At 73.7% G+C, this 26,510-nt stretch carries 24 protein-coding genes; 11 read left to right on the forward strand and 13 right to left on the reverse strand.

All coding sequences use genetic code 11. The features are described from left to right. The first annotated feature begins 134 nt into the window (after positions 1-134). Positions 135-1,124: a cation diffusion facilitator family transporter gene (locus ACFI33_RS02450; RefSeq protein WP_036338702.1), complete on the forward strand. Its 990-nt coding sequence runs from the start codon at positions 135-137 to the stop codon at positions 1,122-1,124. A gap of 33 nt (positions 1,125-1,157) precedes the next feature. Continuing rightward, positions 1,158-2,624 carry a serine hydrolase gene (locus ACFI33_RS02455; protein ID WP_127435302.1) on the forward strand — a complete coding sequence of 489 codons (1,467 nt, stop codon included), beginning with the start codon at positions 1,158-1,160 and terminating at the stop codon, positions 2,622-2,624. Positions 2,625-2,644: 20 nt separating this feature from the next. Here ACFI33_RS02455 and arfB read toward each other — a convergent pair whose 3' ends face one another. Both arfB and ACFI33_RS02465 read right to left on the reverse strand, forming a co-directional pair. After that, positions 2,645-3,076, reverse strand: coding sequence for an alternative ribosome rescue aminoacyl-tRNA hydrolase ArfB (gene arfB, locus ACFI33_RS02460; protein WP_002855208.1), 432 nt, complete (start codon positions 3,074-3,076; stop codon positions 2,645-2,647). A 16-nt stretch (positions 3,077-3,092) separates the two neighbouring features. Further along, the gene (locus ACFI33_RS02465; protein WP_127435461.1) at positions 3,093-4,538 is read right to left on the reverse strand and encodes an MFS transporter; all 1,446 of its coding nucleotides are present in this window, start codon (positions 4,536-4,538) and stop codon (positions 3,093-3,095) included. Between the two features lie 238 nt (positions 4,539-4,776). On the opposite strand from ACFI33_RS02465, the gene ACFI33_RS02470 reads away from it, so the two are divergent. Beyond that, positions 4,777-6,027: a hypothetical protein gene (locus ACFI33_RS02470; RefSeq protein ID WP_041104976.1), complete on the forward strand. Its 1,251-nt coding sequence runs from the start codon at positions 4,777-4,779 to the stop codon at positions 6,025-6,027. 14 nt (positions 6,028-6,041) lie between these two features. On the opposite strand, the gene ACFI33_RS02475 is transcribed toward ACFI33_RS02470, so the two are convergent. Next, positions 6,042-7,784, reverse strand: coding sequence for a bifunctional 3'-5' exonuclease/DNA polymerase (locus ACFI33_RS02475; RefSeq protein WP_336575286.1), 1,743 nt, complete (start codon positions 7,782-7,784; stop codon positions 6,042-6,044). Between the two features lie 238 nt (positions 7,785-8,022). On the opposite strand from ACFI33_RS02475, the gene ACFI33_RS02480 reads away from it, so the two are divergent. Next, positions 8,023-9,504 (forward strand): sugar porter family MFS transporter, encoded by a 1,482-nt coding sequence (locus ACFI33_RS02480; RefSeq protein WP_060973553.1) that lies wholly within the window; start codon positions 8,023-8,025, stop codon positions 9,502-9,504. A gap of 73 nt (positions 9,505-9,577) precedes the next feature. On the opposite strand, the gene ACFI33_RS02485 is transcribed toward ACFI33_RS02480, so the two are convergent. Beyond that, positions 9,578-10,879, reverse strand: coding sequence for a dicarboxylate/amino acid:cation symporter (locus ACFI33_RS02485; protein ID WP_036316429.1), 1,302 nt, complete (start codon positions 10,877-10,879; stop codon positions 9,578-9,580). A 228-nt stretch (positions 10,880-11,107) separates the two neighbouring features. On the opposite strand from ACFI33_RS02485, the gene ACFI33_RS02490 reads away from it, so the two are divergent. The 4 genes from ACFI33_RS02490 to ACFI33_RS02505 are packed head-to-tail and all read left to right on the forward strand — an operon-like array spanning position 11,108 to position 14,506. Next, entirely contained in the window at positions 11,108-11,749 is a 642-nt protein-coding gene (locus ACFI33_RS02490; protein ID WP_002855197.1) for an ABC transporter permease, read from the forward strand. Continuing rightward, positions 11,746-12,753 (forward strand): ABC transporter ATP-binding protein, encoded by a 1,008-nt coding sequence (locus ACFI33_RS02495; RefSeq protein WP_036316431.1) that lies wholly within the window; start codon positions 11,746-11,748, stop codon positions 12,751-12,753. The genes ACFI33_RS02490 and ACFI33_RS02495 overlap by 4 nt, the downstream gene beginning before the upstream one ends. Beyond that, the gene (locus ACFI33_RS02500; RefSeq protein WP_036316433.1) at positions 12,750-13,502 is read left to right on the forward strand and encodes an ABC transporter permease; all 753 of its coding nucleotides are present in this window, start codon (positions 12,750-12,752) and stop codon (positions 13,500-13,502) included. The genes ACFI33_RS02495 and ACFI33_RS02500 overlap by 4 nt, the downstream gene beginning before the upstream one ends. Next, on the forward strand, positions 13,499-14,506 hold the full coding sequence (locus ACFI33_RS02505) for a glycine betaine ABC transporter substrate-binding protein (RefSeq protein WP_036316435.1): 1,008 nt from the start codon (positions 13,499-13,501) through the stop codon (positions 14,504-14,506). Before ACFI33_RS02500 ends, ACFI33_RS02505 begins: the two co-directional genes overlap by 4 nt. 73 nt (positions 14,507-14,579) lie before the next feature. Here the strand turns inward: ACFI33_RS02505 and ACFI33_RS02510 are convergent, their stop codons facing one another. From ACFI33_RS02510 to ACFI33_RS02535, 6 genes are all read right to left on the reverse strand, one after another. Beyond that, a complete protein-coding gene (locus tag ACFI33_RS02510; RefSeq protein ID WP_127445837.1) occupies positions 14,580-16,217 on the reverse strand; it encodes an alkaline phosphatase D family protein in 1,638 nt (545 codons plus the stop codon). Between the two features lie 109 nt (positions 16,218-16,326). After that, a complete protein-coding gene (locus ACFI33_RS02515; RefSeq protein ID WP_462623720.1) occupies positions 16,327-17,499 on the reverse strand; it encodes a cysteine desulfurase family protein in 1,173 nt (390 codons plus the stop codon). Beyond that, positions 17,496-18,416, reverse strand: coding sequence for a carboxylating nicotinate-nucleotide diphosphorylase (gene nadC, locus ACFI33_RS02520; protein WP_069941599.1), 921 nt, complete (start codon positions 18,414-18,416; stop codon positions 17,496-17,498). The genes ACFI33_RS02515 and nadC overlap by 4 nt, the downstream gene beginning before the upstream one ends. After that, positions 18,413-19,741: a quinolinate synthase NadA gene (gene nadA / locus ACFI33_RS02525; RefSeq protein ID WP_036316443.1), complete on the reverse strand. Its 1,329-nt coding sequence runs from the start codon at positions 19,739-19,741 to the stop codon at positions 18,413-18,415. Before nadA ends, nadC begins: the two co-directional genes overlap by 4 nt. A 28-nt stretch (positions 19,742-19,769) precedes the next feature. Continuing rightward, positions 19,770-20,504, reverse strand: coding sequence for an NUDIX hydrolase (locus ACFI33_RS02530; RefSeq protein WP_336575287.1), 735 nt, complete (start codon positions 20,502-20,504; stop codon positions 19,770-19,772). Positions 20,505-20,618: 114 nt separating this feature from the next. Further along, positions 20,619-21,626, reverse strand: coding sequence for an IS481 family transposase (locus tag ACFI33_RS02535; protein ID WP_371506666.1), 1,008 nt, complete (start codon positions 21,624-21,626; stop codon positions 20,619-20,621). Between the two features lie 128 nt (positions 21,627-21,754). Between ACFI33_RS02535 and ACFI33_RS02540 the strand changes: the two genes are divergently transcribed. Next, positions 21,755-22,591 (forward strand): alpha/beta fold hydrolase, encoded by an 837-nt coding sequence (locus tag ACFI33_RS02540; RefSeq protein ID WP_127435325.1) that lies wholly within the window; start codon positions 21,755-21,757, stop codon positions 22,589-22,591. A 126-nt stretch (positions 22,592-22,717) separates the two neighbouring features. Here the strand turns inward: ACFI33_RS02540 and ACFI33_RS02545 are convergent, their stop codons facing one another. Continuing rightward, positions 22,718-23,668 (reverse strand): DUF808 domain-containing protein, encoded by a 951-nt coding sequence (locus tag ACFI33_RS02545; protein ID WP_127435326.1) that lies wholly within the window; start codon positions 23,666-23,668, stop codon positions 22,718-22,720. Between the two features lie 145 nt (positions 23,669-23,813). Beyond that, complete coding sequence (locus tag ACFI33_RS02550) at positions 23,814-24,332, reverse strand: ferritin (protein WP_127435327.1); 519 nt, start codon at positions 24,330-24,332, stop codon at positions 23,814-23,816. 129 nt (positions 24,333-24,461) lie between these two features. Between ACFI33_RS02550 and ACFI33_RS02555 the strand changes: the two genes are divergently transcribed. Beyond that, on the forward strand, positions 24,462-25,001 hold the full coding sequence (locus tag ACFI33_RS02555; RefSeq protein ID WP_238693383.1) for a PACE efflux transporter: 540 nt from the start codon (positions 24,462-24,464) through the stop codon (positions 24,999-25,001). A 24-nt stretch (positions 25,002-25,025) separates the two neighbouring features. Here the strand turns inward: ACFI33_RS02555 and ACFI33_RS02560 are convergent, their stop codons facing one another. After that, positions 25,026-25,928, reverse strand: a complete 903-nt coding sequence (locus ACFI33_RS02560; RefSeq protein ID WP_127435576.1) for a patatin-like phospholipase family protein — start codon at positions 25,926-25,928, stop codon at positions 25,026-25,028. A gap of 81 nt (positions 25,929-26,009) precedes the next feature. On the opposite strand from ACFI33_RS02560, the gene tpx reads away from it, so the two are divergent. Further along, positions 26,010-26,510: a thiol peroxidase gene (gene tpx, locus ACFI33_RS02565; RefSeq protein ID WP_049147477.1), complete on the forward strand. Its 501-nt coding sequence runs from the start codon at positions 26,010-26,012 to the stop codon at positions 26,508-26,510.

Below are 26,510 nucleotides of genomic sequence, written 5' to 3' on the forward strand. Positions count from 1 at the left end.
CTAGGCCGCGCACGCGGAGACCTCACGGGCTCGGCGACGCCGATCCGCGTGGACCCCATCTCGCGCTCCCGGACCGGCGGACCCGGACATGGCGAGCCTGGCCCGGCACCCGCCTGCAGGGGCAGACTCGGGGGATGACCCGTACCCCGCCCGCCGTCGCCCCGCCCGCCGCCGAGACCGGCGGCGAGAGCCTGCTGACCGTCCTGATCGCCCTCGGCGTGAACGCGGTGATCGCCGTCGTCAAGTCGATCGTGGGCGCGGTCACCGGCTCAGCCGCGATGGTGGCGGAGGCCGCGCACTCCTGGGCCGACGCCGGCAATGAGGTCTTCCTGCTGCTGGCGGAGCGTCGGGCCGGCCGAGCCCCCGACGCGCGGCACCCGCTGGGCTACGGGCGCGCGGCCTACGTGTGGTCGATGGTCGCGGCCTTCGGCCTGTTCGCGGTGGGCTCGGCGGTCTCGGTCTGGCACGGGATCACGGCCTGGTCCGCCCCCGAGGAGGAGGCGGAGTACACGATCGCGTACATCGTGCTCGCCGTCGCGTTCGTGCTCGAGGGCATCTCGTTCCTGAACGCGCATCGGCGCGTCCGCCGCGACGCGGAGCGGCGGCACATCAGCGATGCCACGTTCCTGCGCCAGACCTCGGACCCCACCCTGCGCGCCGTGTGGGTGGAGGACGCCTCGGCCCTGATCGGCCTGGCCATCGCGGCCGCCGCCCTCGCCCTGCACCAGCTCACCGGGGACCCCCGGTGGGACGCCGCCGGCTCGATCCTCGTGGGCGTGCTGCTCGGGGTCGTCGCGATCTTCCTGCTCTCGCGGAACATGGCGTTCCTCGTCGGCGAGGTCGCCGACCCGGTGATCCGGACCCGGGTGCTGCGCTGGCTGCTGGAGCGGCCCGAGGTGCTCTCCGTGAGCTACCTGCACCTCGAGTACGTCGGCCCGGAGAAGCTCTTCGTCGTCGGGGCCGTGGACCTGGCCGGGGACGAGCGGGAGAGCGAGGCCGCGGTCCTGCTCCAGCGCGTGGAGGACGCCCTCCTCGAGCACCCGCGCGTGGCCGCCGTCGTGCTCTCCCTGTCCAACCCCGCCCACGCGCCCCTGGCCCCGGAATCGCAGAACACCCGCGTCTGAGCCCGCGCGGCCGGCATCGTACAGTGGCCTCTCGTGACCCGGACCACCCCCGCCCCGCCGCCCGCTCCGTCCCTCGACCGCCTCCGGGAGGCGGCCCCGTACCTGTCCCGGTGGCTGGCCACCCAGGTGGAGACGCGGCACGTACCCGGCGCCCAGGTGGCCGTGCGGCTCGGCGACGAGCTGGTGCTCTCCGCCGCGTTCGGGGTGGCCGACGAGGCCACCGGGGCGGAGCTGACCACCGGCCACCTGTTCCGCGTGGCCAGCCATTCCAAGACCTTCACGGCCGTCGCCGTGCTGCGCCTGGTCGCCACCGGTCGTCTGCGCCTGGACGACACCGTGGCCGGACGACTGCCCGACTGTGCCGCCACCCCGCTGGCCCGGGTCACCGTCCGCGAGCTGCTCTCGCACACCTCCGGCGCCATCCGCGACGGGGTGGACGCGGACCACTGGCAGCTCGACGGCCCCTTCCCGGACGCCGACGCCCTGCGCGCGATCGTCCGGGAGCACGGCGCCACCTACGCCCCGCAGGAGCGGTTCAAGTATTCGAACATCGGGTACGGCCTGCTCGGGGCGATCATCGAGGCAGCCACGGGCCGCGGCTACGCCGAGCACGTCACGGAGGACATCCTCGTCCCGCTCAACCTCACCGACACCCGCCCCGAGATCGACGACGACGCGGCGGGCCGGGCCGTCGTCGGCCACACCCGGGCCCACGGCCGTGGGCGTCGGGTGAGCGTGGCACCGACCGCCACCGGCGCGCTGGCCGCGGCCACCGGCTTCGTCTCCACGGCGGAGGAGCTCAGCCGCTTCTTCTCCGCTCTCGCACTGGATCGGCGTGAGCTGCTGGACGAGCACGCGCTGCGCCTGATGCACCGGGCCGAGGCCTCCTTCCCGCGGGGGACCGGGACCGGCACCTACGGGCTCGGCCTGATCGGGATCAGCGTGGGCGGACGACGGCTCGTGGGCCACTCCGGCGGCTTCCCCGGGCAGATCACCCGGACCCTGGTGGACCCGGCCACCGGTCTGACCGTCAGCGTGCTCACCAACGCCGTGGACGGTCCGGCGGACGCGCTCGCGGTGGGCCTCGTCGAGCTCATCGACCTGCTCGCCCAGGACGCCGCCGACGGGCAGGCGCTGCCCACCGGTGTCACGACCGACGACCTCGACCGGCTGACCGGCCGCTACGTCTCCCTGTGGGGCGAGACGGACGTGGTTCGCGCCGGCGAGCGCCTCGTGCTGATCGACCCCGGAACCCCCGGCCCCCGGGACAGGATGCACGAGCTGCGAGCGCTGGACGCCACCACGTTCCTGCCCGAGGACGAGGACGGCTTCGGCGCGTCGGGGGAGCGCATCCCGTTCGACCTCGGCGACGACGGCCGGGTGGTGAGGATGCGCGTGTCCGGGGTGAGCAGCTGGCCCGAAGAGGACTACCTCGCCCGGCGTGGCGACGCGTGGGGTCACCGCTCGGCCGCCGGCCGTGGGGTGACCGCGCGGGACTGAGCCGCCGCCTGCGAGCGGCCTCAGTCGAGGCCGGGGCGGCGGCGCGTGCGCTTCACCTCGGAGCGACGGCGTTTGGCCTCCAGCCGGCGCCGCCGGGAGCCGCGCGTCGGCGTCGTGGCCCGCCGCGGCGTCGGCGGGGCGAGGGCCTCGCGCAGCAGCGCCGCGAGCCGCTCGCGGGCGGCCACCCGGTTGCGCCGCTGGGCCCGGTGCTCCGCCACGCTGACGGTGAGCACCGTGCCGGCCAGCCGGGGCGCCAGCCGTGCGAGGACGCGGGCGCGCTGGACGTCGTCGAGGGCGGAGGTGGCCGCCAGGTCCAGACTGAGCTGGACCCGCGAGTCCGCCGTGTTCACGCCCTGACCGCCCGGGCCGGAGGCGTGGGAGAAGCGCTCGACGAGTTCGCCCGCGGGGATGACCAGCCCGCGGGGTGCGCCGGGGCCGGGGGTGACGCGCATGTCGCCGGGGCGGGGCTCAGCCACGGGGCGCCGCCGTCCGTGGTCCGCGCAGGTCCGCGAGTGCGACGAGGAGCGCGAGCGCCATGCACCCCGCCACCAGCGCGAAGGCGGCCATGAACGCCCCGTCCCAGTCGGCACCGGAGGCGACGCCCAGGAACACCCCCACGATCACGGCGGTGCCGACGGCCGTGCCGACGCGCTGGCCGGTCTGCAGGACGCCGCCGGCCGTGCCGGAGTGCCGCGGCGGGACCTCGGCCAGGCTGAGGGTCTGATTGGGGGAGACCACCAACCCCTGCCCGGCACCCAAGATGGCGAGGGTGAGCAGCAGCCACCACGGACTCAGGCCGAACTCCCGGTTGGCCCACGCCACCCCGATGGAGCCCACGACGGCGAGCAGCGCCAGCGCGATGCCGAGGACGACGATCTTCCGGCCCGTGCGCAGCACCACGCGACCGGCCACGGTGGACATCACGCTCGACATGACCGCCGAGGGAAGGCCGATGAGTGCGGCGTGCAGCGCCGGGTAGCCCAGCCCGTTCTGCATGAACATGGCGATCACCACGAACATGCTGGTCGAGCCGGTGAAGTAGATGGCGATCAGCAGGGCGCCGCACGCGAAGCTGCGGGTCTGGAACAGGCGCAGGTCCACCATCGGGGCGCGGCCCCGTCGGGCGTAGCGGGCCTCCCAGCGTGTCCAGAGGGCGGTCAGGCCGATGCCGACGGGCACGAGCACGAACCGCCACGGCCCGAGCTCACGGTCCAGGAACGGGAGCATGACGGCCACGAGGGCGCCGGCCAGCAGGACGACGCCGACCGGGTCCAGGTCCGGGCGCCGCGCCCGCTCGGGGGCGGTGCGTGGCAGCCAGTGGCGGGCCACGACGAGGGCGCCGAGGGCGATCGGCACGTTCACCAGGAAGGTCGCGCGCCAGCCGAGGTCGCCGCCGAGCCACGCGATGAGCCCGCCGCTGAGCAGCGGCCCCACCGCCACGGACACCCCGACGACGGCACCGAGCGCCCCGAACGCCCGGGCGCGGGAGGTGCCGGAGAACTCGCTTTGGATGAAGCCGGTGACCTGCGGGTTGAGCAGGCCCGCGCCCACGCCCATGACCAGGCGCGCGAGCACGAGCAGGACGCCCGTGGGCGCCAGGCCGGACAGGAGCGCACCGAGCGCGAACACGCCGAGGCCCACCATGAACAGCCGGCGTCGTCCGAAGAGGTCACCCGCCCGGCCCGCCGGCACGAGCACCATGCCGAACACGAGGGTGTAGCCGGAGATGGCCCACTGCAGCTCCGCGTCACTGGCGTCCAGGCCCCGCTGCAGGGCGGGCAGGGCCACGTTGATGCTGGACACGGCCAGCAGGGACATGAAGATCGGGATGAGGAGCACCGCGAGGATGCGCTGCTGGTGCGGGGTGAAGACCGAGGACGCGGCGTCGTCGGACGGACGCGGGGCGACGGGCATGCGGTCTCCTTCTCGGGGGTGTCTCGGGCGCTCTCCAGGATCGGCCCTCGTCCCGCATCGTGCCAGGTCCCAGGGTCCTCGGCCCGGTGCGGCGCACGGAGGCCATGACCGCGGTCGACGCCCTGCCGCCCCGTCCCGCCGGCGTCGGGTGCGGGACAGAGGCACCTCGGGTCCCCGGTGGTGGAGAAGGCGAACTGAGGGGGCCCGGAACTGCTCCGTCAGGCCGTAGTCTTCACGCATGAGCGAGACGCACGACGAGATGCAGGTGTTCGCGGCAGACCAGGGCCTGCTGGTCTGGGGCCCGTCCCGGGCCCTCGATCTGCTGGACCAGGCCGAGGACGTGCGGGCCAAGGTGGTCACGCCGTCGCTCGTGGCCAAGCTGAGCACGCTGGTGCAGGGGATCTCCCAGGCGCAGCTGGAGGGGGCACGCTATCTCCGGCTGGACGACAAGTCCTACGAGACGGTCAAAGCCCTGGGCGTGAAGAACCTGAGTTCGGGGGTGCTGCGGCGCAAGGACGTCGCCGGCGGCTCCGGAGGCCAGATCGTGAAGCACCTCTCGTTCACGGCGACCCCGCTGGCCAACCCCGCGGCCGTGGCCGCGCTGGCGGCAGCCAACACCCAGCTGCAGATCATGGCCGCGCTCGATGACATCCAGGACTATCTGGCCGTCATCGACGAGAAGCTCGATCGCCTCCTGAAGCAGCGCAAGCTCGAGATCGCCGGTCAGCTGGGCGGCATCGTCTTCGCGATCGAAGAGGCCGAGGCCGTCCACGGATCGACCGGACGGGTCTCCGCCGTCACTTGGTCCAAGGTTCAGCAGAACTCGCTGCTGCTGCAGCAGGTGCAGGCAGAAGCCGTCTCGCAGCTGGCCGCCGTCGCGGACCGCGTCATCGCGTCCAAGGCAGACGTGGACAAGCTGGCCAAGGTCGTCGGCGCGGCCGAGGAGGACGTCCAGTTCTGGCTCGGCATGCTCGCCCGCTCGATGGCCGTCCAGGACCGACAGCAGCTGCTCGAGCTGGCGCGTGTGGAGGAGGACGAACCCGAGCTGCTGGCCGAGCACCGCGAGGGCCTCGTGGCCGCGCGGGTGCACCGCACCGCGCGGATCGCTGAGGCACTCCGGCGAATCAACGAGTCCCTCGTCGAGGCAGGAACCCTGAAGAACCTCGGTTACGTCGCCAACCCGATCAGCTCGCGCCGCGTCACCCGGGGGTCGAATGCCGTGACCGATCAGGTGGTCGAGTTCGTGACGCACACGGACATCGAGCTCGACGCCCTCGGGCGCGTCGCCGGGAAGCGGTGGTTGGAGGCCGCGCAGGGGTTCGCGGGTGAGGTGAAGACGGCTGTCGAGACCAACGCCGTGGACGCCAAGCAGGGCGCCAGCCGATTGGGTCGGACCCTGCAGGCCAAGCGCGAGGAGCGCATGCTCGCCAAGGCCGAGGAGATCCGAGCCCGGCGGGCGGAGATTGAGCCAGCCGACGACGGCGCCTGACCCCCCAACGCCCCTCACTTCGCGTCCGCGTACGACCCCACGCTGGAGACGGTGAGCGGGAAGTCCACGGGGGCGGGGCCGAACAGCAGGCGGCCGGCGGCGCTCGCGGACTCCGCCACGACCGTCCGCACGGCCTCGGCCTCCGTGGCCGGGCCGTGCAGGACGACCTCGTCGTGGACGAAGAACACGAGTTCCGTGCGCATGCCGGCCGAGCGCATTCGACGACGGATCTCGCCCATCCAGCACAGCGCCCACTCGGCCGCGGTGCCCTGCACCACGAAGTTCCGGGTGAAGCGGCCCTGCGAGCGCCGCCGTCGCCGGGCCGCGGACTCGGCGGCCTGGGTGCCGACGTCGGACACGGACTCCTGCCACTTCCGCCCCGGTGCGGGGGACCAGCGGCCCAGCCACGTGGACACCTGGCCGCCGCCCTCGCCGACGGAGGCCGCCCGCTCGAGCAGGCCGATCGCTCGGGGGTAGAGCCGGCGCAGGTGCGGCATGAGCGCCGCGGAGTCGCCCGTCGTCGAGCCGTACATCGCACCCAGCAGGGCGATCTTCGCGCGCCCGCGGTCGGCCAGCGCGGTGCCGGCCGCCCGGCCCTGCTCCGCCACCTCCCGGTACAGGTCGGGCGTGGTCCCGGCACGGGCCAGCGCCTCGTCGGCGGCCATCGCGGCGAGGATGCGCGGCTCCACCTGGGAGGCGTCGGCCACGGTCAGCGTCCACCCGGGGTCTGCGCGGACGGCGTCGCGCACCCCGGCCGGGACCTGCATGGCCCCGCCGCCGTGGGCGGCCCACCGCCCGGTCACCACGCCGCCGACCAGGTAGGCGGCGTGGAACCGGCCGTCGTCGCCGATCCACTGGTCCAGCCAGTGCCAGCCGTTGGCCGTCCACAGCCGAGCCAGGGCCTTGTACTCCAGCAGCGGCGCGAGCAGCGCGGCCCGCGCCTCGCGTTCCGCGCCGCCGGCGTCGATCCAGTGCTTCAGGTCCCACTGCCGCGTGGACTCCACGGCCACGCCCGTCGTCTGCAGCGCCCGCAGCAGGCTCGGCTGCGAGTCGGGGCTCAGCCTGGGGGAGCCCAGGACGTCGGCGATGCGTTCGGCCAGGGTCTGCAGGCGGGCGGGACGCTCGCCCGGTGCAGGCCGGGGGCCGAGCTGCTCAGCGAGGAGCGCCTCGTGCACGCCCCGGTCCCACGGCAGACCCGCCGCCCGGATCTCTGCGGCCACGAGTGCGCCCTGCGACTCCGCCGCCGCGAGCAGCCGCAGCCGGTGGGGGTGGGCCGAGCCCTCGACGGCCGCCCGCTGCGCGGCCAGCTCCGCCGCGAGCACGGTGACGTCCGGAGCGGGGCCGGCCTCGTCCGGCAGGTCGAAGAAGGACTCCTGACCGGCGGGCACCCGCGCCGGGCGCACGGGCTCCGTCGGGTCGGCGACCTCGAGCTGCGCCACGGGCGTGTAACGCACCCCGCTGCCCGGCGCCGTTGCCGCGTGCCGCAGGATCCGCTGGACGAGGGCCAGGTCCCAGCACCGATCCACCCGCACCCCCGCCACCAGCCAGGCGGCGTACTCCGTCCCGACGTCGGCGAGCACCCAGCGGACCGTGCTCGGGTCCACGCCCAGGCGGGCGGGCAGACCGGCCACGAGCCCGGCCACGGACCCGGCGGCGCAGGATCCCAGGGGAGAGGCGCCGTCGCCTTCCCCGTCCAGGGCCCACCAGGCGCCGGGGCTGCCGACGGAGGCGGGGGCGGGGCCCAGGACGACGAACATGGCCCTCATTCTGCCCCGTGACCCGAGGCGCCGTCTGCCGCAGCCCTGTGCGGCAGACCTCCCGGCACGGCGGCGACCACGGCGGGCGCAGCGGGCACGGTTCCCCCTGATGTCCCGCCGCCTCGTCGGGAGGCGGGGGAGGGGCTGTGCGACTTGCACGCTCGCCGAGCGGAGAACACACTGTGCGGACGCACCGGCGCGCAGCCGGCCGTCGGGCGCCACCCAGAGAGGACCCACCATGACAGCGACCCGGTCCGGCGGCGCCGCGACGTCTCGCCTCAACGCCAAGGTGGTCGGCATCTCGGTCGCCGCCGCGCTCGGCGGCTTCCTGTTCGGCTTCGACACCTCCGTCATCAACGGTGCCGTGGACGCCCTCGCCGGGGAGTTCGGCCTCGGCGCCGGTCTGACGGGCTTCGCCGTCTCCTCGGCGCTGATCGGCTGCGCGCTCGGCGCCTGGTTCGCCGGGCCGATCGCCAACCGCCGCGGCCGCGTGCCCGTGATGGTGATCGCCGCGATCCTGTTCCTGGTCTCCGCCATCGGCTCGGGCCTGGCGTTCGGCGTGGTCGACCTGATCTTCTGGCGCATGGTCGGCGGCCTGGGCGTGGGCGCCGCGTCCGTGATCGCTCCGGCGTACATCGCGGAGGTCAGCCCGGCCCATGTGCGCGGTCGCCTCGGCTCGCTCCAGCAGCTGGCGATCGTCCTCGGCATCTTCGCCGCGCTGCTCACGGACGCGCTCTTCGCGACGATGGCCGGGGGAGCGGCGCAGCCGTTCTGGCTCGGCGTCGACGCCTGGCGCTGGATGTTCCTGGCCGAGACCGTCCCGGCGGTGCTGTACGGCCTGTTCGCCCTGAAGCTGCCGGAGTCCCCGCGCTACCTGGTCGCCCGCGGCCGCACGGACGAGGCGGCCGAGGTCCTGCACGAGTTCACCGGCGTGGACCGGGTGAACCTGATGATCGAGGACATCCGGCGCTCGCTGGACTCGGAGCGCCGCGAGTCGCTGGCGGACCTGCGCGGACCGTCGGCGGGCCTGCAGCCGATCGTGTGGATCGGCATCCTGCTCTCCGTCTTCCAGCAGGCCGTGGGCATCAACGTGATCTTCTACTACTCCACCACCCTGTGGCGTTCGGTGGGCTTCGGGGAGTCGGACGCCCTCACGGTCACCGTGATCACCTCGGTCACGAACATCGCCGTCACCCTCATCGCGATCGCCCTGGTGGACCGCGTCGGCCGTCGCCCCATGCTGATCGCCGGCTCCGCCGGCATGACGGTCAGCCTCGGCCTGATGGCACTGGCCTTCTCCTTCGCGCAGACCGGCGGCGCCGAGTCCGTCTCCCTGCCGCAGCCGTGGTCCACGGTGGCGCTGGTGGCCGCGAACGCCTTCGTGGTGTTCTTCGGCGCCACCTGGGGTCCGCTGGTCTGGGTGCTGCTGGGCGAGATGTTCCCGAACCGCATCCGCGCCGGCGCGCTCGCCGTGGCCGCCGCCGCGCAGTGGGCGGCGAACTTCACCGTCTCCACCACGTTCCCGTGGTTGGCGGACATCGGCCTGACCCTCGCCTACGGTCTGTACGCGGTCATGGCGGCGCTGTCCCTGGCCTTCGTGGCGGCCTTCGTCCCCGAGACCAAGGGCAAGACGCTCGAGGAGATGAGCGACGTCGTCGTGCGTTCCCCGGGGCAGCGGCGCGCGGTGCGCGCCGAGGCGGAGCGGGATCTGCGCGGCTGACACCGCCCGTCCCGACGACGGCCCCCTCCCTGAGCTGCAGACAGGGAGGGGGCCGTGGTGTGTGCGGGGCGGGTCAGCCGGCGTCGGCGCCGGTCGCGGCCCCCTCGTCGTCGAGGCGCTCCAGGCCCTCGTCCTCGGAGTCCTCGATGAGACGGTCTCCGGCGATCTTGTCGACGATCATCGCGATGGCGGCGTCGCCGGTCACGTTGGTGGCGGTGCCGAAGGAGTCGATGGCGATGTACGTGGCGACCATGAGCGCGACCTGCGGCTCGGTGAAGCCGAGCATCGAGGTCAGCAGGCCCGAGGCCGCCACGATCGCGCCGCCGGGCACGCCGGGCGCCGCGACCATGGTGACGCCCAGCATGAAGATGAAGCCCACGAACACCGGGACGTCGATCGACTGGCCCGAGAGGAACAGCACCGCGATGGAGAACGAGACGATCTTCACGGTGGAGCCGGCCAGGTGGATCGTCGCGCACAGCGGCACGACGAACGAGGCGATCGGCCGGCGCACGCCGAGCAGCAGGGTCTGGCGCAGGGTCACCGGGATGGTCGCCGCCGAGGACGAGGTGCCCAGGGCCGTCGCGTAGGCCGGCAGCATCGTCTTCAGTGCCGTGAACGGGTTGCGGCCCGCGATCGCGCCCGCGACGACGTACTGGAGGAGCAGCAGCACCACGGTGAGGCCGAAGACCAGCAGGATCACGCCGAGGAACGTGGTGATGACCTTGAAGACCTCGCCGGCGGCGGTCATGTTCAGGAACACGCCGAAGATGTAGACGGGCAGCAGCGGCACGATCAGGCCCATGACGACCCGCTCGATGATCGATCGCAGCTGGTCGAAGCTCTCGTGCAGGGCGCCGCGCGGCAGCATCGTCAGGCCGATGCCGAGCACGAACGCGAGCAGCAGGGCCGTCATCACGCCGAAGGGCGGGTCCATCTGCACCTCGAACAGCGGGCCGAGCAGCGCGTCCTCAGGGTTGGCCATCCCCTCGAAGGACCCGGGCGTGAGGATCAGCGGGAAGACGAGCAGGCAGACCAGCAGGGCGCCGAAGCCGCCGACCAGGGTGGAGCCGTAGGCGATGCCGCCGGTCAGGGCCAGCAGCTTCCCCGCGCCCCGGCCGATGTCGCCGATCGCGGGGGCGACGAGCGCCAGGATCAGCACCGGGACGATGAAACCCAGGAAGTTCGAGAACAGCCCGTTGAAGGTGGCGAAGGCCTGCACGAGCCAGGTCGGCGCGACCAGGCCGACGAGGACGCCGGCCACGATCGCGACGAGGATGCGGGGCAGCAGGCCGACGCGGCGGCGGGGCACGGCGACGGCGCCCCCGGAGTCGGGGCCGGACGCGTCGAGGGCATCGGAGTGGGAGCGAGACATGGCCGACACGCTAGCGGAGGCCGTCCTGCCCGTCGCCCGGTCGGTAGGCCATCCTTGGCGGTGCCGGTGACCCCCTTCGTGGCGCAGAACACAGGGAGCGCCACCATCTCGGGGAGCGTGCAAGAGCACGCCCGACCCACCCGGACCGAAGGAGACGACGATGACGGTCCTGCCCCGCCCCGCAGACGCCCGGGCCGCCCAGGGGTGCGCTGCCGGCGTGGAGGCCGCATGAGCGAGTTCCTCGCCTCACGCTGGCCCGACATCCTCTTCCGGGCGTGGCAGCACGGGTGGCTCGTGCTGCAGGCGCTGGCCATCGCCACCGTGCTCGCCATCGCGCTGGCCGTGATCGCCACGCGGATCAAGGCCCTGACCCCGATCGCGAACGCCTTCACGGCCGTCGGGCTGACCCTGCCCTCCTTCGCGCTCATCGGCGTCCTGATCCCCCTGGTGGGCATCGGGACCGTCCCCGCCGTCGTGGTGGTGGTCTTCTATGCCCTGCTGCCCATCCTCCGCAACGCGCTCGTGGGTCTGCGCGGCGTGGACCCGGAGGTGCTGGAGGCCGCCCGGGGGATGGGCATGGGGCCGGTGGCGCTGTTCACCCGGGTGCGTCTCCCGCTGGCCTGGCCCGTGATCCTCACCGGCATCCGGGTCGCGGGCCAGCTCGGCATGGGCGTGGCCGCGGTCGCGGCCTACGTCCTGGGGCCCGGACTGGGCTCGTACATCTTCACGGGGCTGGTCTCCCTGGGCGGCGCCAACGCGTTGAACTACGCCCTCGTGGGCACCCTCGGCATCGTCGTCGTCGCCCTCGTCCTGGACGGGCTGCTCGTGCTGCTCGGCCGGCTCACCATCTCGAAGGGACTGCGCGCATGAGCACCGACCGTGACGCCGGGGCCGAGATCCGTCTCGAGTCCCTGACGAAGCTCTATCCGGGGCAGGACCGTCCCGCCGTGGACGCCCTGGACCTCATCATCCCCGCGGGGGAGACCGTGGTGTTCGTCGGCCCGTCCGGCTGCGGCAAGACCACCTCGCTGAAGATGATCAACCGCCTCATCGAGCCCACCTCCGGGCGGATCCTGATCGGCGGGGAGGACATCACACGCCGTGACCCCACCCGGCTGCGCCGTCAGATCGGCTACGTCGTGCAGGGCGGCGGGATGATGCCCCACCTGTCCGTCGCCGAGAACGTCGGCCTGGTGCCGCGCCTGCTCAAGTGGGACCGCCGGCGCATCGCCGACCGTGTGGACGAGCTGCTCGAGCTCGTCGGCCTGGACCCGGCGATCTATCGGGACCGTTTCCCGCGCGAGCTGTCCGGCGGACAGCAGCAGCGCGTCGGCGTGGCGCGGGGCCTCGCGGCGGATCCACCCGTGCTGCTCATGGACGAGCCCTTCGGCGCCGTGGACCCCCTCACCCGCCAGCGCCTGCAGCAGGAGATGCTCGACATCCAGGCCAGGGTGGGCAAGACCATCGTGATGGTCACCCACGACGTGGACGAGGCCGTGCTCCTGGGCGACCGGATCCTGGTGCTCGAACCCGGCGCGCACGTGGCCCAGTACGCCACCCCCGAAGAGGTCCTGGCGCGGCCGGCCACCGAGTTCGTGGCCGACTTCGTGGGGTCGGGGGCGGGGCTCAAACGGCTGGGGCTGCGGTCGGTCGACTCGCTGCCGCTGCGCCCGATCGCACCGCACCCGACGGGCACGCTGCCGGGCGAGCCCGTGCTCGACGCGGCCACCCCGATCAGCGAGGCCCTCGCCGCGCTGGTCATGGCCCCGACGGAGGAGATCGCCGTGGTCCGTGATGGCACGGTCATCGGTCTGCTCGACTATCCGACACTGCGCGCGCACGCCCGCGCCGGCGACGAGCAGGCTCGGCCATGATCGCCCGGCTGCGTGCGGCCTCCGCCGAGGACCGCCTGCTCCTGATCGGCCTGCCGCTGCTCGTGGCCGCCCTGCTGATCGGGTGGACCGTCTGGGTGCGCGGAGCCGCCCTCGACGACGTCGAGGCCCGGCTGCTGACCTGGCCCACCGTCCTGCGCCTCACCGCCGAGCACCTGGCCCTCGTCGGCGTGTCCACCGTTCTGGTCGTGGCGACGGCCGTCCCGCTCGGCGTGCTGCTGAGCCGCCCCGCCGCCCGGCGGTTCACCCCCGTCGCCATGGGGCTGGCCAATGCCGGCCAGGCCGCTCCCGTGATCGGTGTGATCGTCCTGCTCGCCATGGCGTGGGGGTTCGGCTTCCGGGTCGCCGTCCTGGCCCTGTCCCTCTACGCGTTCCTGCCCGTGCTGGCCAACACCCTGGCCGGGCTGCGGGGCGTCGACCCCACCGTCGTCGAGGCGGCCCGCGGCATGGGCATGTCACCGCTGCAGACCCTGCTCCGGGTGGAGCTGCCCTTGGCCCTGCCCGTGATCATGGCGGGTCTGCGGACCGCCCTGGTGCTGCTGGTGGGCACCGGGGCGTTCGCGACGTTCATCGACGCCGGCGGCCTCGGCCTGCTCATCCAGACCGGGATCGTCCTGTTCCGTTTCCCGCTGCTCGTCTCGGGGGCGATCCTCGTGGCCGCCCTCGCCCTGATGATCGAGTGGATCGGCCGCCTCGTCGAGACGCTGGCCACCCCGAGGGGGCTCGCATGACCACCTCGCGCGCGACCATCCCATCCCGCCGCCGCGGCCGGACCCCCGCTCGTGCCGCGCTCGCCGCGCTCGGCCTGGCGGCCTCCCTGGTCCTGTCCGGGTGCGGGCTGAGCACCGCCGGCGGCTACCTGCCCTCGGGCACGCCCGCCGGCGACGTCGCCGGGATCGACCTCGAGGGCGCCCACGTGGCGGTGGGGTCCAAGAACTTCAACGAGGGCGTCGTGCTCGGCAAGATCACCGCGATCCTGCTGCGCTCCGCGGGTGCCGACGTCGAGGATCTGACCAACATGCCGGGTTCGCTCAGTGCGCGCCAGGCCCAGGTCGCAGGCGTCGTGGACGTCGAGTGGGACTACACGGGGACCGCCTGGATCACGTACCTGGGCCACACCGATCCGATCCCGGACGCCCAGGCGCAGTGGGCCGCGGTCCGGGACGAGGACGCGCAACAGGGCCTGGTGTGGCTGCCGCCGGCCGAACTCGACAACACCTACACCTTCTCCGTGCGCCAGGACCGGGCGGAGGAGCTCGGCCTGGAGACACTCGCGGACATCAAGGACCTCCCCACGGAGGACCAGTCCTTCTGCGTGAGCGCCGAATTCGCCGCCCGCAACGACGGATTCCTGCCCATGCTCGAGGCCTACGGGATCGAACGGCCCACCGGATCCCGGCTGCGCCAGATGGACATCGGGGCGGTGTTCGCCGCGGTGGCGGACGGGACGTGCACCTTCGGGGAGGCGTACGCCACGGACGGGCGGATCGCCGCGCTGGACCTGACGACCCTGCAGGACCCGCTGAGCTTCTTCCCGAAGTACAACGCGGCCCCCATCGTGCGCGAGGAGGTCCTGGCCGAGCACCCCGAGATCGCCGACCTGCTGGCGCCCGTGACCGCGCGCCTGGACAACGCGACGGCCGCGCGCCTGAACGCCCGGGTGGACGTCGACGGCGAGGAGCCCACCCAGGTCGCGTGGGACTGGCTCCGCGAGGAGGGCCTGATCACCGACTGACGGTCCGCCGACGCCGCCGACACCGCGGGGGACGCCCCGCTGGGGAGCGTCACCCGCCGCGCGGCACGGCGGATCAGGCCGCCGTCAGCGTGCGCGAGTACACCGTCCGGCCGGCGGCGTTGATCAGACGCACCCGGAACTCGCGGCCGTCCTCGGGGATCTCGACGTGGCCGAAGTACTGGTGCTCGCCGGAGCGCGGCGAGCCCATGACCGGCCCGTGCGCCTCGAAGTCCAGGCGAGGGCCGAAGGTGCCGTCCAGTGTGTTCGGGCCGAACGATCCGGCGTTGATGGGGCCGGCCACGAACTCCCAGAACGGCTCGAAGTCGGTGAACGCCGCGCGGTCGGGGGAGTAGTGGTGCGCCGCGCAGTAGTGGACGTCGCCGGTGAGGAACACGACGTTCTTCACGCCGTGGTCCTTGATCGCCTTCAGGAGGCGGGCGATCTCCAGTTCGCGGCTCAGCGGGGCGCCGTCGTCGCCGTTGGACAGGGACTCCTGCCCCGTGCCGTCGGGGACGATCAGGCCCAGCGGCAGGTCGTTGGCGATGACCTTCCACGTGGCGGTCGACGCGCGCAGCCCGCGGATGAGCCACTGCAGCTGCTCCTCGCCCAGGATCGGGGTCTCGTGGGTCTCGAGCCCCGGGGTGTTCTCGCCCTTGTGGGTGCGCATGTCCAGGGCGAACACGTCGAGCGTCGCGCCGCGGGGGATCCTGCGGTAGATGCGGGCGGGCTCGAAGCCGGAGCCGCGGCGCAGGGCCGTGGAGTCGGCGATCGGCATGTACTCCTGCCACGCGCGGCGGGCGCGGGCGGCCAGTGTGTCCACGTCACGGACCTGGGTGTAGCGCGGGTCTTCGAGGACCTCGCCCGGCCACCAGTTGTTGGTCGTCTCGTGGTCGTCCCACTGGGCGATGACGGGGACGTCCGTGTACAGGGCGCGGAGGTTGTCGTCCATCATGTTGTAGCGGTGGCGGCCGCGGAACTCGTTCAGCGTCTCGGCGACCTTGGACGTCTCCTCCGTGACGAGGTTGCGCCAGGTGGGCTCGCCGGCCACCTCGAGGGTCTCCGGGATGGGGTTGTCCGCGTAGATCGTGTCGCCGGAGTGCAGGAAGAAGTCGGGCTGCGTGGCGTGCATCGCCGCGTAGCCGCGCATGCCGCCGATCTCCGGGTTGATGCCGTAGCCCTGCCCCGCGGTGTCCGCGGTCCACACGAAGGACTGGGCGGCGGAGGTCTTCCGGCCGAACCGCGCGCCGGGCGCCGTCGTGAAGCGGGCCACGGCCGACTCGCCCAGGCGGCCGGCCTCGTCCTCGAACGCGTACGTCACCTCGAAGCGGGTGCCGGAGGGCAGCGTGTCCGCGAGGATCTTCGCCGTGTGGTCGGTGGCCCCGTCGACCCAGCCGGAGCGCAGGGTCAGCCCGCGAGAGAAGCGGCCGCGCAGCGCCTTCCCGTCCTCGTCGACCGCGCGCAGCGTGGCGTGCAGGCGCGAACGGCCGGACGAGCGCGCCCACAGCACGGCCGAGTTCGAGGTGACATCGCCGGTGGCGACGCCGGACGGCAGCGTCAGACGGGACGCGACCAGGCCACCGGGGGTGTGGCGGGCCGGACGGGCGGCGGCGGGGCCGGCGAGGGCGGCGGGGGCGAGCACGGCGGCGGACGCCGCGGCGAGCACCGAACGGCGGGAGGCGGAGTGGGACAGGGGTGCGGTGGTCTGCTTCACGGGGCCAGGGTGGGGCACGCAGGCGAGGCGCATGTGGCGGTGGGCTGACCCTCGGGTGAACTTCCGACGCCGGCCCCGGCGGCAGCGGGGTCGACCGGCCCGGGGCCGCTCAGCGCAGGGCGGCGACCGTCCGGACGGCGTCGACGATCGCGTCCGCCGCGGCGTCGAGCAGCGGGGCGTCGGCGTCCGGGCCGAACGTGCAGCGCAGGGCCGTGCGGGCCTCGTCCTCGCTGAGGCCCAGCGCGAGCAGGGCCGGGGACGGCTCGGCGTCGTGGGCCGAGCACGCGGACCCCGCCGAGGCCAGCACGCCCCGGCGGGCCGCCTCCTCCAGCACCGACTCGCCGTTCGCACCGGGCAGCACGAACGAGGCGTGACGCGGCAGCCGACGCGCGGGATGGCCGGTCAGCCGCGCGTCGGGCACGAGCTCCCGGACGCCGTCGAGCACGCGTGCCGCGAACCGGTCCCGCAGCCCGGACCACGCGTCCGCGGCCGCGGCGCGCTCCGCCTCGGCCTCCTCGAAGGCCGCCGCGAACCCGGCGGCACCGGCCACGTTCTGCGTCCCGGACCGCCGGCCCCGCTCCTGGCCGCCACCGGGCACGAGCGGTTCCAGGGCGTGACCCGGGCGCACCCACAGCGCGCCGACCCCCTTGGGCCCGCCCACCTTGTGCCCGGACAGCGCCACGAGATCCGCCCCGAGGGCGCGCACGTCCACCGGGATCTGCCCCGCGGCCTGCACCGCGTCCACGTGCAGCGGCACGCCCGCCTCCCGGGCGACGGCGGCCAGCTCGGCCACCGGCTGCACCGTGCCCACCTCGTTGTGGGCCAGGTGCACGCTGACCAGCGCGGTGTCCGGGCGCAGGCGGGCGGCGAGGTCGTCCGCCGAGGTCAGGCCGTCACGGTCCAGCGCGAGGTGCTCGACCTCGACGCCGTGCAGCCGGGCCAGCTGGTCACAGGACTGCCGCACCGCGCTGTGCTCGATCCCCGTGGTCAGCACGTGGCCCGCCGGGCGTCCGGCGAGGATCCGGGCGCGCACCGTGCCGAGCACGGCGAGCGCGTCGGCCTCCGTGCCGCCTGAGGTGAACACGACCTGCCCGGCCCGGGCGCCGATCGCGCGGGCCACCCGCGCGCGGGCGTCCTCGAGCAGGGCCGCCGCCGCCCGGCCGGCCTCGTGCGCCGAGGACGGGTTGCCGTAGACGCCGGTGAGGGCGGGCCACATCGCCTCCAGCGCGCTGCGCCGGACGGGCGCGGTGGCCGCGTGGTCCAGGTCGAGGGTGGTGCTCATCGGCGCGGCGAGCCCTCCTCGACCACGGCGTCCAGGCCCAGGTCCAGGGACCGGACGGTATGGGTCAGCGCACCCACCGAGATCACGTCCACACCCGTGGCCGCGATCGCCCCGATCGTCTCCAGGCTCACCCCGCCGGAGGCCTCGACGACGGCGCGGCCCGCCACGAGCTCGACGCCGGCCCGCAGCTCGGCCGGCGAGAAGTTGTCCAGCATGATCGTGCCGACCCCTGCGGCGAGCACCGCCGGGATCTGCTCGAGCCGGTCGACCTCCACCTCCACGTGGGTGGTGTGCGGCAGGCGTGCCATCCCGGCGCGCAGGGCCGCGGTGAGGGCCTCGCCCGGGTCACCGGCGCCGCCGAACCCCAGCGCGGCCAGGTGGTTGTCCTTGAGCATCACGGCATCCGAGAGGCTGAAGCGGTGGTTGTGCCCGCCTCCGTCCCGCACCGCCTGCCGCTCGAGCACGCGCAGGCCCGGGGTGGTCTTGCGGGTGTCCACCACCTGCGCGTGCCCGCCGCCGGCGCGCACGGCGGCCACGTGGGCGGCCGTCGTCGTGGCGATCCCGGACAGGCGCTGGACGAGGTTCAGCGCCACGCGCTCGGCGCGCAGCACCGAGCGGGCGGGGCCCGCGACCTCGGCGACGACGGCGCCGGGGGACAGGTCGGCGCCGTCGGCCAGGTGCAGGGTGACGGACACGGCCGGGTCGACGAGCCGGAAGGCGGCCTCGAGGGCGTTCGTGCCGGAGAGCACCCCGGGCTCGCGGGCCACCACGCGCGCGGTGATCCGGGCCTGCTCCGGGACGAAGGCCTCCGAGGAGACGTCACCCCAGGGCGCGTCCTCGGCGAGCGCGGCGGCCACGATCCGCTCCACGTCCGGCTGCGGGGCCGGCGTCGCCGGGGCGCGGTCGGCCGGGGTCACGTCCCGGCCCCGGCGGACTGCGCGGCCGACTGCTTCGGCGCGACGGCCAGCATCCGCTCGAGAGCGGTGCGGGCCGGGTCGGCGACGGACGCGGGCACGGTGATCCGGTTGACCACGCGGCCGGCCACGAGCTCCTCGAGCACCCACGCGAGGTAGCCGGGGTGGATGCGGTACATCGTGGAGCACGGGCAGATCACGGGATCGAGACAGAAGATCGTGTGCTCGGGGTGCTGGGCGGCCAGGCGCTGCACGAGGTTGATCTCGGTGCCGATCGCGAAGGTCGAGCCGGCCGGCGCCGCCTGGATGGCCTTGACGATGAAGTCGGTGGACCCGGAGGAGTCCGCGGCCTCCACCACGGGCAGGGGGCACTCGGGGTGCACGATCACCTGGACGTCCGGGTGCTCGGCGCGGGCCTGCTCGATCTGCGCGACCGTGAAGCGGCGGTGCACCGAGCAGAAGCCGTGCCACAGCAGGACCTTCGCGTCCCGCAGGGCGTCCTCGGAGTTCCCGCCCAGCGGCAGGCGGGGATTCCACGTCGGCATCTGCTCGAGTGGGATCCCCCTGGCGCGGCCCGTGTTCCGGCCCAGGTGCTGGTCCGGGAAGAACAGGACGCGCTGGGCACGCTCGAACGCCCAGTCCAGCACGGCCGAGGCGTTGGAGGACGTGCACACGATGCCGCCGCGCTCGCCGACGAAGCCCTTGAGGGCCGCGGAGGAGTTCATGTAGGTCACGGGCAGCAGGGGCACGCGCCCGTCGTCGTCCGGCTCGGTGCCGTAGACCGCCTCGAGCTGCTCCCACGCGTCCTCGACCGAGTCCAGGTCGGCCATGTCCGCCATGGAGCAGCCGGCGGCGAGGTTGGGCAGGATGACGGCCTGGTCCGGGGTGGAGAGCAGGTCCGCGGTCTCCGCCATGAAGTGCACGCCGCAGAACACGATCGCCTCCGCCTCGGGCCGGCCCTGGGAGGCGCGCGCGAGCTGGAAGGAGTCGCCCACGAAGTCGGCGTGCTGGACGACCTCGTCGCGCTGGTAGAAGTGGCCCAGCACGACGACGCGTTCGCCGAGCGTCTGCCGCGCCGCGCTGATCCGGGCGTGGAGCTCCTCGTCCGAGGCCCGCTGGTACTCCTCGGGGATGCGGCCCTGCACGGGGGCGTCGGCCGGGACGGCGTCGTCCTGCGATGCGCCGGGGCCGTAGGCGGGCAGGCCGGCGTCGAACGCCCAGGGGCCGCGGGTCAGGTCGGGGGAGCACGAGGAGCCGCGCGCGGCGTCCTTGTCGATCAGGGTCAGGGTGCGGGCCACCGAGGCGGTGGTCCCGGTCGGGGTGGTCATGGGTGACTCCTGGGTCGGGGCTGGTGGGTCAGCGGCGGGCGTCCGGCCCGGCGGGATCGGGGTCGGTCCCGGGCCCGGCGGGCCGGTACCGGTAGAGCTTGGGCGGGCGGTGCGGGGTGCCGCCGCGGACCTCGCCGGTCTCCTCGAGGGTCCCGGCGGCGAGGGTGGCGCGGCGGAAGTTGGCGGCGTCGAGGCCGCGGCCGAGGACGGCCTCGTGCACGGCGCGCAGCTCGGCGAGGGTGAAGGAGGGCCCCAGCAGCGCGTGCCCGACGCCGGCTCGCGGCAGGTCCGCGCGCAGGCGCGCCACGGCCGCCGCCAGGATCTGCGCGTGGTCGAACGCCAGCGCGGGCGGCGCGTCGGCCCGGTGCCAGCGCACATGGACCCCGATGGGCAGCCCGGCCACGTCCGGGTCCGGGCTGGACGCCGGGGCGGCGCCGTCGTCGTCCAGGGCGGGGCTGAGCGCCCAGTGGACCACCGTGAGGACGCGTCCGGTGGGGGAACGGTCCACGGCGCCGAACGCCGCCAGCTGCTCGAGGCGACGGACGGGACCGGGCACGCACTCGGCGGCCACGCGTGCGGCGACGTCGGCCAGCTCCTCGTCCGCGCCGAGCCACGCGCCCGGCAGCGCCCACCGGTCCAGGAACGGCTCGCGCATCCGCGGGACGAGGGCGACGCAGAGGCGGGGCACGCCGTGCGGGTCCGGGCGCACGCCGAAGACGGCCGTGGACACGGCCACGCTGACGCGGGCCTCAGCGACCGGCATGGGACCTCCCGGGGCGGACTGGCGGGGCTGTTCTGGTCAGTATGACACTGTTCGCGCCCATCTCAGAGGGTCGAGATGACTGTAAGGCGGGGGAGGCGCCGGCGCGGTCCCGCGCTAGCTGTAGGAGGGCATGACGTTGTTGACTCGGGTCGGTGCCAGTGAGGCCGGAGGAGCGTCTCCGCAGGAGGTATGAGGCCGATGGTAGTTGTAGTGGTTCACCCACACCTGCAGGGCCTCACGCCGAGCTTGCTCTGAGGAGTACGGGCGGGCGTAGAGGACCTCATCGACCATCAGCCGGTTGTACCGTTCGACCTTCCCGTTATGGCGCGGGGTGTATGGGCGGATCCGGTGGTGCCGGCCCCCGAGCGAGACCACCTTCCGGGTGAAGTCCACGGCCCGGTAGTTGTTGCCGTTGTCCGTGATCACCCGGTCCACGGTGATGCCGTGGGCGGCGAAGAACGCCCTCGCCCGGCAGAAGAACCCGATCGTGGTCACCGCCTTCTCGTCCTCCAACGCTTCGGTGTAGGCCAGGCGGGTGTACCCGTCGATCGCCGAGTGCAGGTAGGTGTACCCGACCCGTCGGCCAGGCCCGCGCTTGGCCGCTCGCGCGTTCTCGGAGTCCCGGCCGTGAGCACGCCAGCCTCCCCCGTCAGGGATGCGCCCGATCTTCTTCACGTCCAGGTGCACCATGTGCCCCGGGCCGCGGGCGGTGATCTTCTGGGGTCGTTGGCGCAGGTCTTCTCCGGCCGGGGTCAGGTCCCGTAGGCGGGAGATCCCGAGTCGGTGCAGCCACCGTCCCACGGTACGAAGACACACCTGGTGGCCTTCGGAGGCGAGGTGGTGATGGATGCGCCGTGCGGACCACTTGCGCTCCCGCCGCAGGGCGTGGATCTGGGCGACCAAGACCGGATCGAGCTGGGCAGGTGAACGGTGCGGCCGGCTGGGCAGGTCCTGAAGGCCGGCTTCTCCCTGGGCGCGGTAGCGGGCGACCCAGGTGGCCACCGTGGGCCGGCTCACCCGGAACTCGGCGGCCACGTGTGCCTGCGGGATCCCGTCGTGCAGGTGGCGGTGGACCATCCTGAGACGGCCGGTCGGGGTCAGGGGTGCGTTAGCGTGAGTCATGAGTGGGTCTCTTCTGGCAGGTGGGTGGTGTAGGAACTTCCATCCTGCGGGGCGGGGCCCACTCGTCTCATCTCAGCCGGCGCCTCGTGGCAAGAACCTCATGACCCACAACAGCTAGCCTGAGTCGGGTGAACACGACCGCCGCCGCCTCCGACCCGTCCGACGCCCCCCTGGCCTCCACCCGCATCGGGGAGGGCCCGCGCCGCGTCGCGTTCCTGCACGGCCTCATGGGCCGGGGCCGGAACTTCACCGGCCCGGCCAAGGAGCTGGGCGACGACTTCACGGTGGAGCTGATCGATCTGCCGGACCACGGCGCCTCGCCCTGGACCGACCGGGTGGACTACCGCGAGATCGCGGACCGGGTGGCTGCCCACCTGCGGGGCGGTCTCGCCGCCGACGGGCCGGTCCACCTGCTGGGCCACTCGATGGGCGGCAAGGTCGCCATGGTGCTCGCCCTGCGGCACCCGGAGCTCGTGGACCGGCTGATCGTGGAGGACATCTCCCCGCGGCTCTCACCGCAGGCCACGGACGAGTTCGTGCACCTGCTGGGCACCATGCTGCGCATGGACCTGGACGCGTACGACTCGCGGGCCGAGGCCGACGCGGCCATGGCCGAGCACGTCCACGACGCGCGGGTGCGCGGCTTCCTGCTGCAGAACCTGCGGCGCACGGGCGACCACTTCGCGTGGCAGCCCAATGTGGCCATGCTCTTCGAGCACCTGCGGGAGATCGGCTCGTTCCCGGACCCGGTGGTCCCCGAGGACCCGGAGCGCGTGTTCGACCATCCGGTCCTGTGGCTGGCCGGCGCCGAGTCGGACTACGTCCAGGATGAGGACGTGCCGCGGATGAAGGAGCTGTTCCCGCGCGTCGTGCGCGTGACCGTCCGTGACGCCGGCCACTGGCTGCACGCCGACCAGCCCGAGGCCTTCGTCTCCGCGGTGCGCACCTTCCTCACCGCCGACTGACGGGGCCCGTCGGGAGACGGAGACAGCGCCGAGGCCCGCAGACGCGCCGCCACGTTCCGTGCGTAGCGGCGCGTCTGCGGGCCTCAGCGTCGGGCGCGGGTGGGGGCGGACCCGTCAGCCGCCGCATCAGTGGGCGGGCGCGGCCTTCTTTCCGCGCAGGCGTCCGACGAGCAGGACCACCCCGAGCGCGACCGAGCCCCAGAGCAGGCCCCACACAGCCGATGTCGCGGTGTCCGTGAGCCAGCCGAGGAACGCGCCGGCGGCGTGCGTGACGGGCTCGACGATCCCGTGCTGCACGGCGTAGTAGGGCCACGGCACGCCCAGCGCGTCCAGCTCCACGAGGGCGATGTGGCCGCCCACCCAGAGCATCGCCACGGTGCCGATGACGGTCACCACGCGCAGCACGTGCGGCATGGCCTTGACCAGCCCGGCGCCGAACGAACGGCCGCCGGAGGTCGTGGCGTTCTGGTGCAGGTGCAGGCCGACGTCGTCCATCTTCACGATCAGCCCCACCACCCCGTACACGCCCGCGGTGATGACGACAGCCACCACCGCCAGGACCGCCGCCTGCATCCAGAAGCCCAGGTCGGCCACCTCGTTCATGGAGATGACCATGATCTCCAGGGACAGGATGAAGTCCGTGGTGATGGCCCCGCGCACCACGGTGTCCTCAGCCTCCGGACCCCGCTCGACGGCAGGCTCCTCGTCGTCGGCATGCCCGTGGCCGGCGAGCTTGCCCCACACCTTGTGCGCGCCCTCATAGGACAGGTAGGTGCCGCCGGCCAGCAGCAGCCACGGCAGGATCCAGGGGGCGAGCCAGTCGAGCAGCAGCAGCGCGGGAAGGATGAACACGAGCTTGTTGCGCAGGGAGCCCTTGGTGATCCGCCAGATCATCGGCAGCTCGCGGGCCGCGGCCGCGCCGGCCATGTACTGCGGGGTCACCGCGGCGTCGTCGACCACCACGCCCGCCGCCTTGGCCGCGGCGCGTCCCGCTCCGGCGGCCACGTCGTCCACGCTCGCGGCGGCGAGGCGGGCGAGGGCGGCGACGTCGTCGAGCAGGGCTACGAGTCCGACCATGGTTCCTCCTGGGGTGGGGCCGACGGGCGCGCCGGTGCGCGGGCAGGGCGCAGGTCGAGCATAGCGGCGGGGACGGACACGCACCGGCCCGGTCCCGTGGGGGACCGGGCCGGTGCGTGCGCGGCCGACGAGGCCGCCGGTGGGCTCAGGCGTCGTTCTCGGTGGTCTCCACGGGACGGGAGCCCAGACGGCCGTCGATGCGGAGCAGGCCCGAGCCGTCGTCGCCCACGAGCTCGAGCTGGCCCACGATCTCGGAGACGGTGGACTCCTCCTCGATCTGCTCGTCCAGGAACCAGTTCAGCAGCGGGCGCGAGTTGAGGTCGCCCGCGGACTCGGTGGCCCGGTACAGCTCCCGGATCGCCTCGGAGACCTTCTGCTCGTGCGCGAGCGCGGCCCGGAAGATCTCCAGGGCCGAGATGCCGGCCTGCACGGGCGGGGCCGGGATGGCGCCGATCGTCGGGACGCTGTCCCGGTCGGCGACGTGGTCGATGAACTTGTTCGCGTGGACGATCTCCTCGTCCGCCTGGTGCCGCAGCCACGCGGCCATCCCCGACAGGTCCAGGTCGTCGGCGGCGATCGCGAGCTGGCGGTAGACCATGGACGCCTCGAACTCGAGGGTGATCTGGTCGTCGAACTTCTGCAGCAGGTCTTCGGTGAGCTTCATGACTCGAACTCTAGGCAGGCGGCCGGGGCGCGGTAAAGGCGCGCCGCCCCGTCATCGAGGCGCGACGACGGCGGGCGGCGGGCTCCGCCGGATTCGGCGCCCCGCGGACCCGGCCCTAGGCTGGGCGCCGTGTCCGAGACCCACCGCGCCCGCCCGGGCGTCGACCCCGCGTCGACGCCGCCCTCCGACGTGCCGCGGGGCCCGGGAGGCCGGGACGCGCTCGTGCGCCGCCGCGTGTTCCGGACGCCCCTGCTGCGCCGCGTGGTCTACGCGGTGGTCTTCGAGCTGCTCGCCATCCTCTTCACCACCGGGATCCTGGCGGCGCTCGGCAACGGCGGCGGGCCCTCGCTCGCCGTGGCGGTGGTGTCCTCGACCGTGGCCCTGCTGTGGAACATCGTGTTCAACTCGGTGTTCGAGACCCTCGAACGCCGCCTCGGGATCACGGGCCGACCCTGGTGGGTGCGCGTGGCCCACGCCGTCGGCTTCGAGGGCGGGCTGATCGTGTTCCTCGTGCCCGCGGTGGCGCTGATCCTCGGCATCGGGCTGGGGGAGGCGTTCCTCATCGAGGCCGGCCTGCTCGTGTTCTTCCTCGTCTACGCCGCGGTGTACGCCTACGCGTTCGACTCGGTGTTCGGCCTGCCGGACTCGGCCGCCCGCGCCGAGGCCTGACCCACCGCTCGGAGCAGGCGCGGCTCAGCGGGACGCCGGCAGCCCCAGGAACGCGCGGATCGCCGGCATCTCGCGGCGCACCTGGTCCAGGCCGAGCTCGTGGGCGGCGGCCAGCTTGGCCACGGACCGCTCGCCGTTGGAGATGGGCATGGTCGCGGGCACGAACAGATAGGCCCGTCCCTGCCGCTCCATCTCGAACAGGCGCTCGCGGGTCGCGTTGTACCGGCGCCAGCGCGTGAGCAGGGCGTCCGCGACGGCGGGGTAGCGCCGGAAGGTGCGCTGGTAGAACGAGGGGAACCGCTCGGGCCGCTTCACGTACCCGCGCTCCCGGGTCAGGACCACGAGGACCTTCTCGAACCCCGCGTCCTCCGCCGCGGTCAGCGGGATCCCGCCGTCCACGCCGAGGGCGCCGTCCACGAACACGGTGCCCTCGGCGTGCACGGGGGGCATGAGGACCGGCATCGTGGACGACGCGCGGACGCGGACCATCAGGTCGGTCAGGGTGGTCATGTCGGAGCGGTCCCACCAGCGGGTCTCGCCGCTCGCGGCGTCGAACCCGCCCAGCACGAGCCGGGCGGGGTTCGCGCGGAACGTGGCGAAGTCGTAGGGCAGGTCCGCCTCGGGCAGGCCGGCGTGCTCGTAGATGTATTCGGCGTTGAACAGGCCCTTGCCGCGCAGGAAGCTCAGCCAGTTGCCGAACCGAGGATCGTCGGCGAAGTCCACGAACGAGCGCCGCGCACGGGCCGGGTCGCGGGACAGGTAGTTCACGGCGTTGGACGAGCCCGCCGAGATGCCGGCCACGAAGTCCACGTGGATCCGCTCGCGCAGCAGCTCCGCCACCACGGCCGAGGTGAGCGCGGCGCGCATCCCCCCGCCCTCGAACAGCAGCGCCGTGTCGGTGACGTTGGACGTCATGGGCTCGGTCATGGTCGGTCCCTCCGTGTTCGCCGTCCGCCGAGCAGGGCGCGGGGCGCTCCCGTCCGGCCGCGCCCATCCTAGGCTGTCCCCATGGCGACGACCCACATGAAGAGCACCCCCGTCCACACCGTCGGTGGGCTGCCCCAGGTGGGTGCCCCCGCCCCCGACTTCACCCTCACCGGGGCGGACCTGTCCCCGGTGACCCTGCGGGAGCTGCGCGGCCGTCGCGTGATCCTGAACATCTTCCCGTCCCTGGACACCGGCGTGTGCGCCGCCTCCGTCCGCGAGTTCGACTCCCGCGTCGCGGACCTCGGGGACACCACCGTCGTGGCCGTGTCCGCGGACCTGCCGTTCGCCGCCGCGCGCTTCTGCTCGGTCGAGGGCATCGACCACGTCCGCAGCGGCTCTGTGTTCCGCTCGTCGTTCGGCGACGACTACGGCGTGCGCATGACCGACGGTCCGCTCGAGGGCCTGCTGGCCCGCGCCGTCGTCGTGGTCGATGCCGACGGCGTGGTCCGTCATGCCCAGCTCGTCCCCGAGATCTCCGAGGAGCCGGACTACGAGGCCGCCCTGGCGGCCGCCCGGGGCTGA

This window comes from Micrococcus sp. PSi08 (assembly GCF_054960655.1).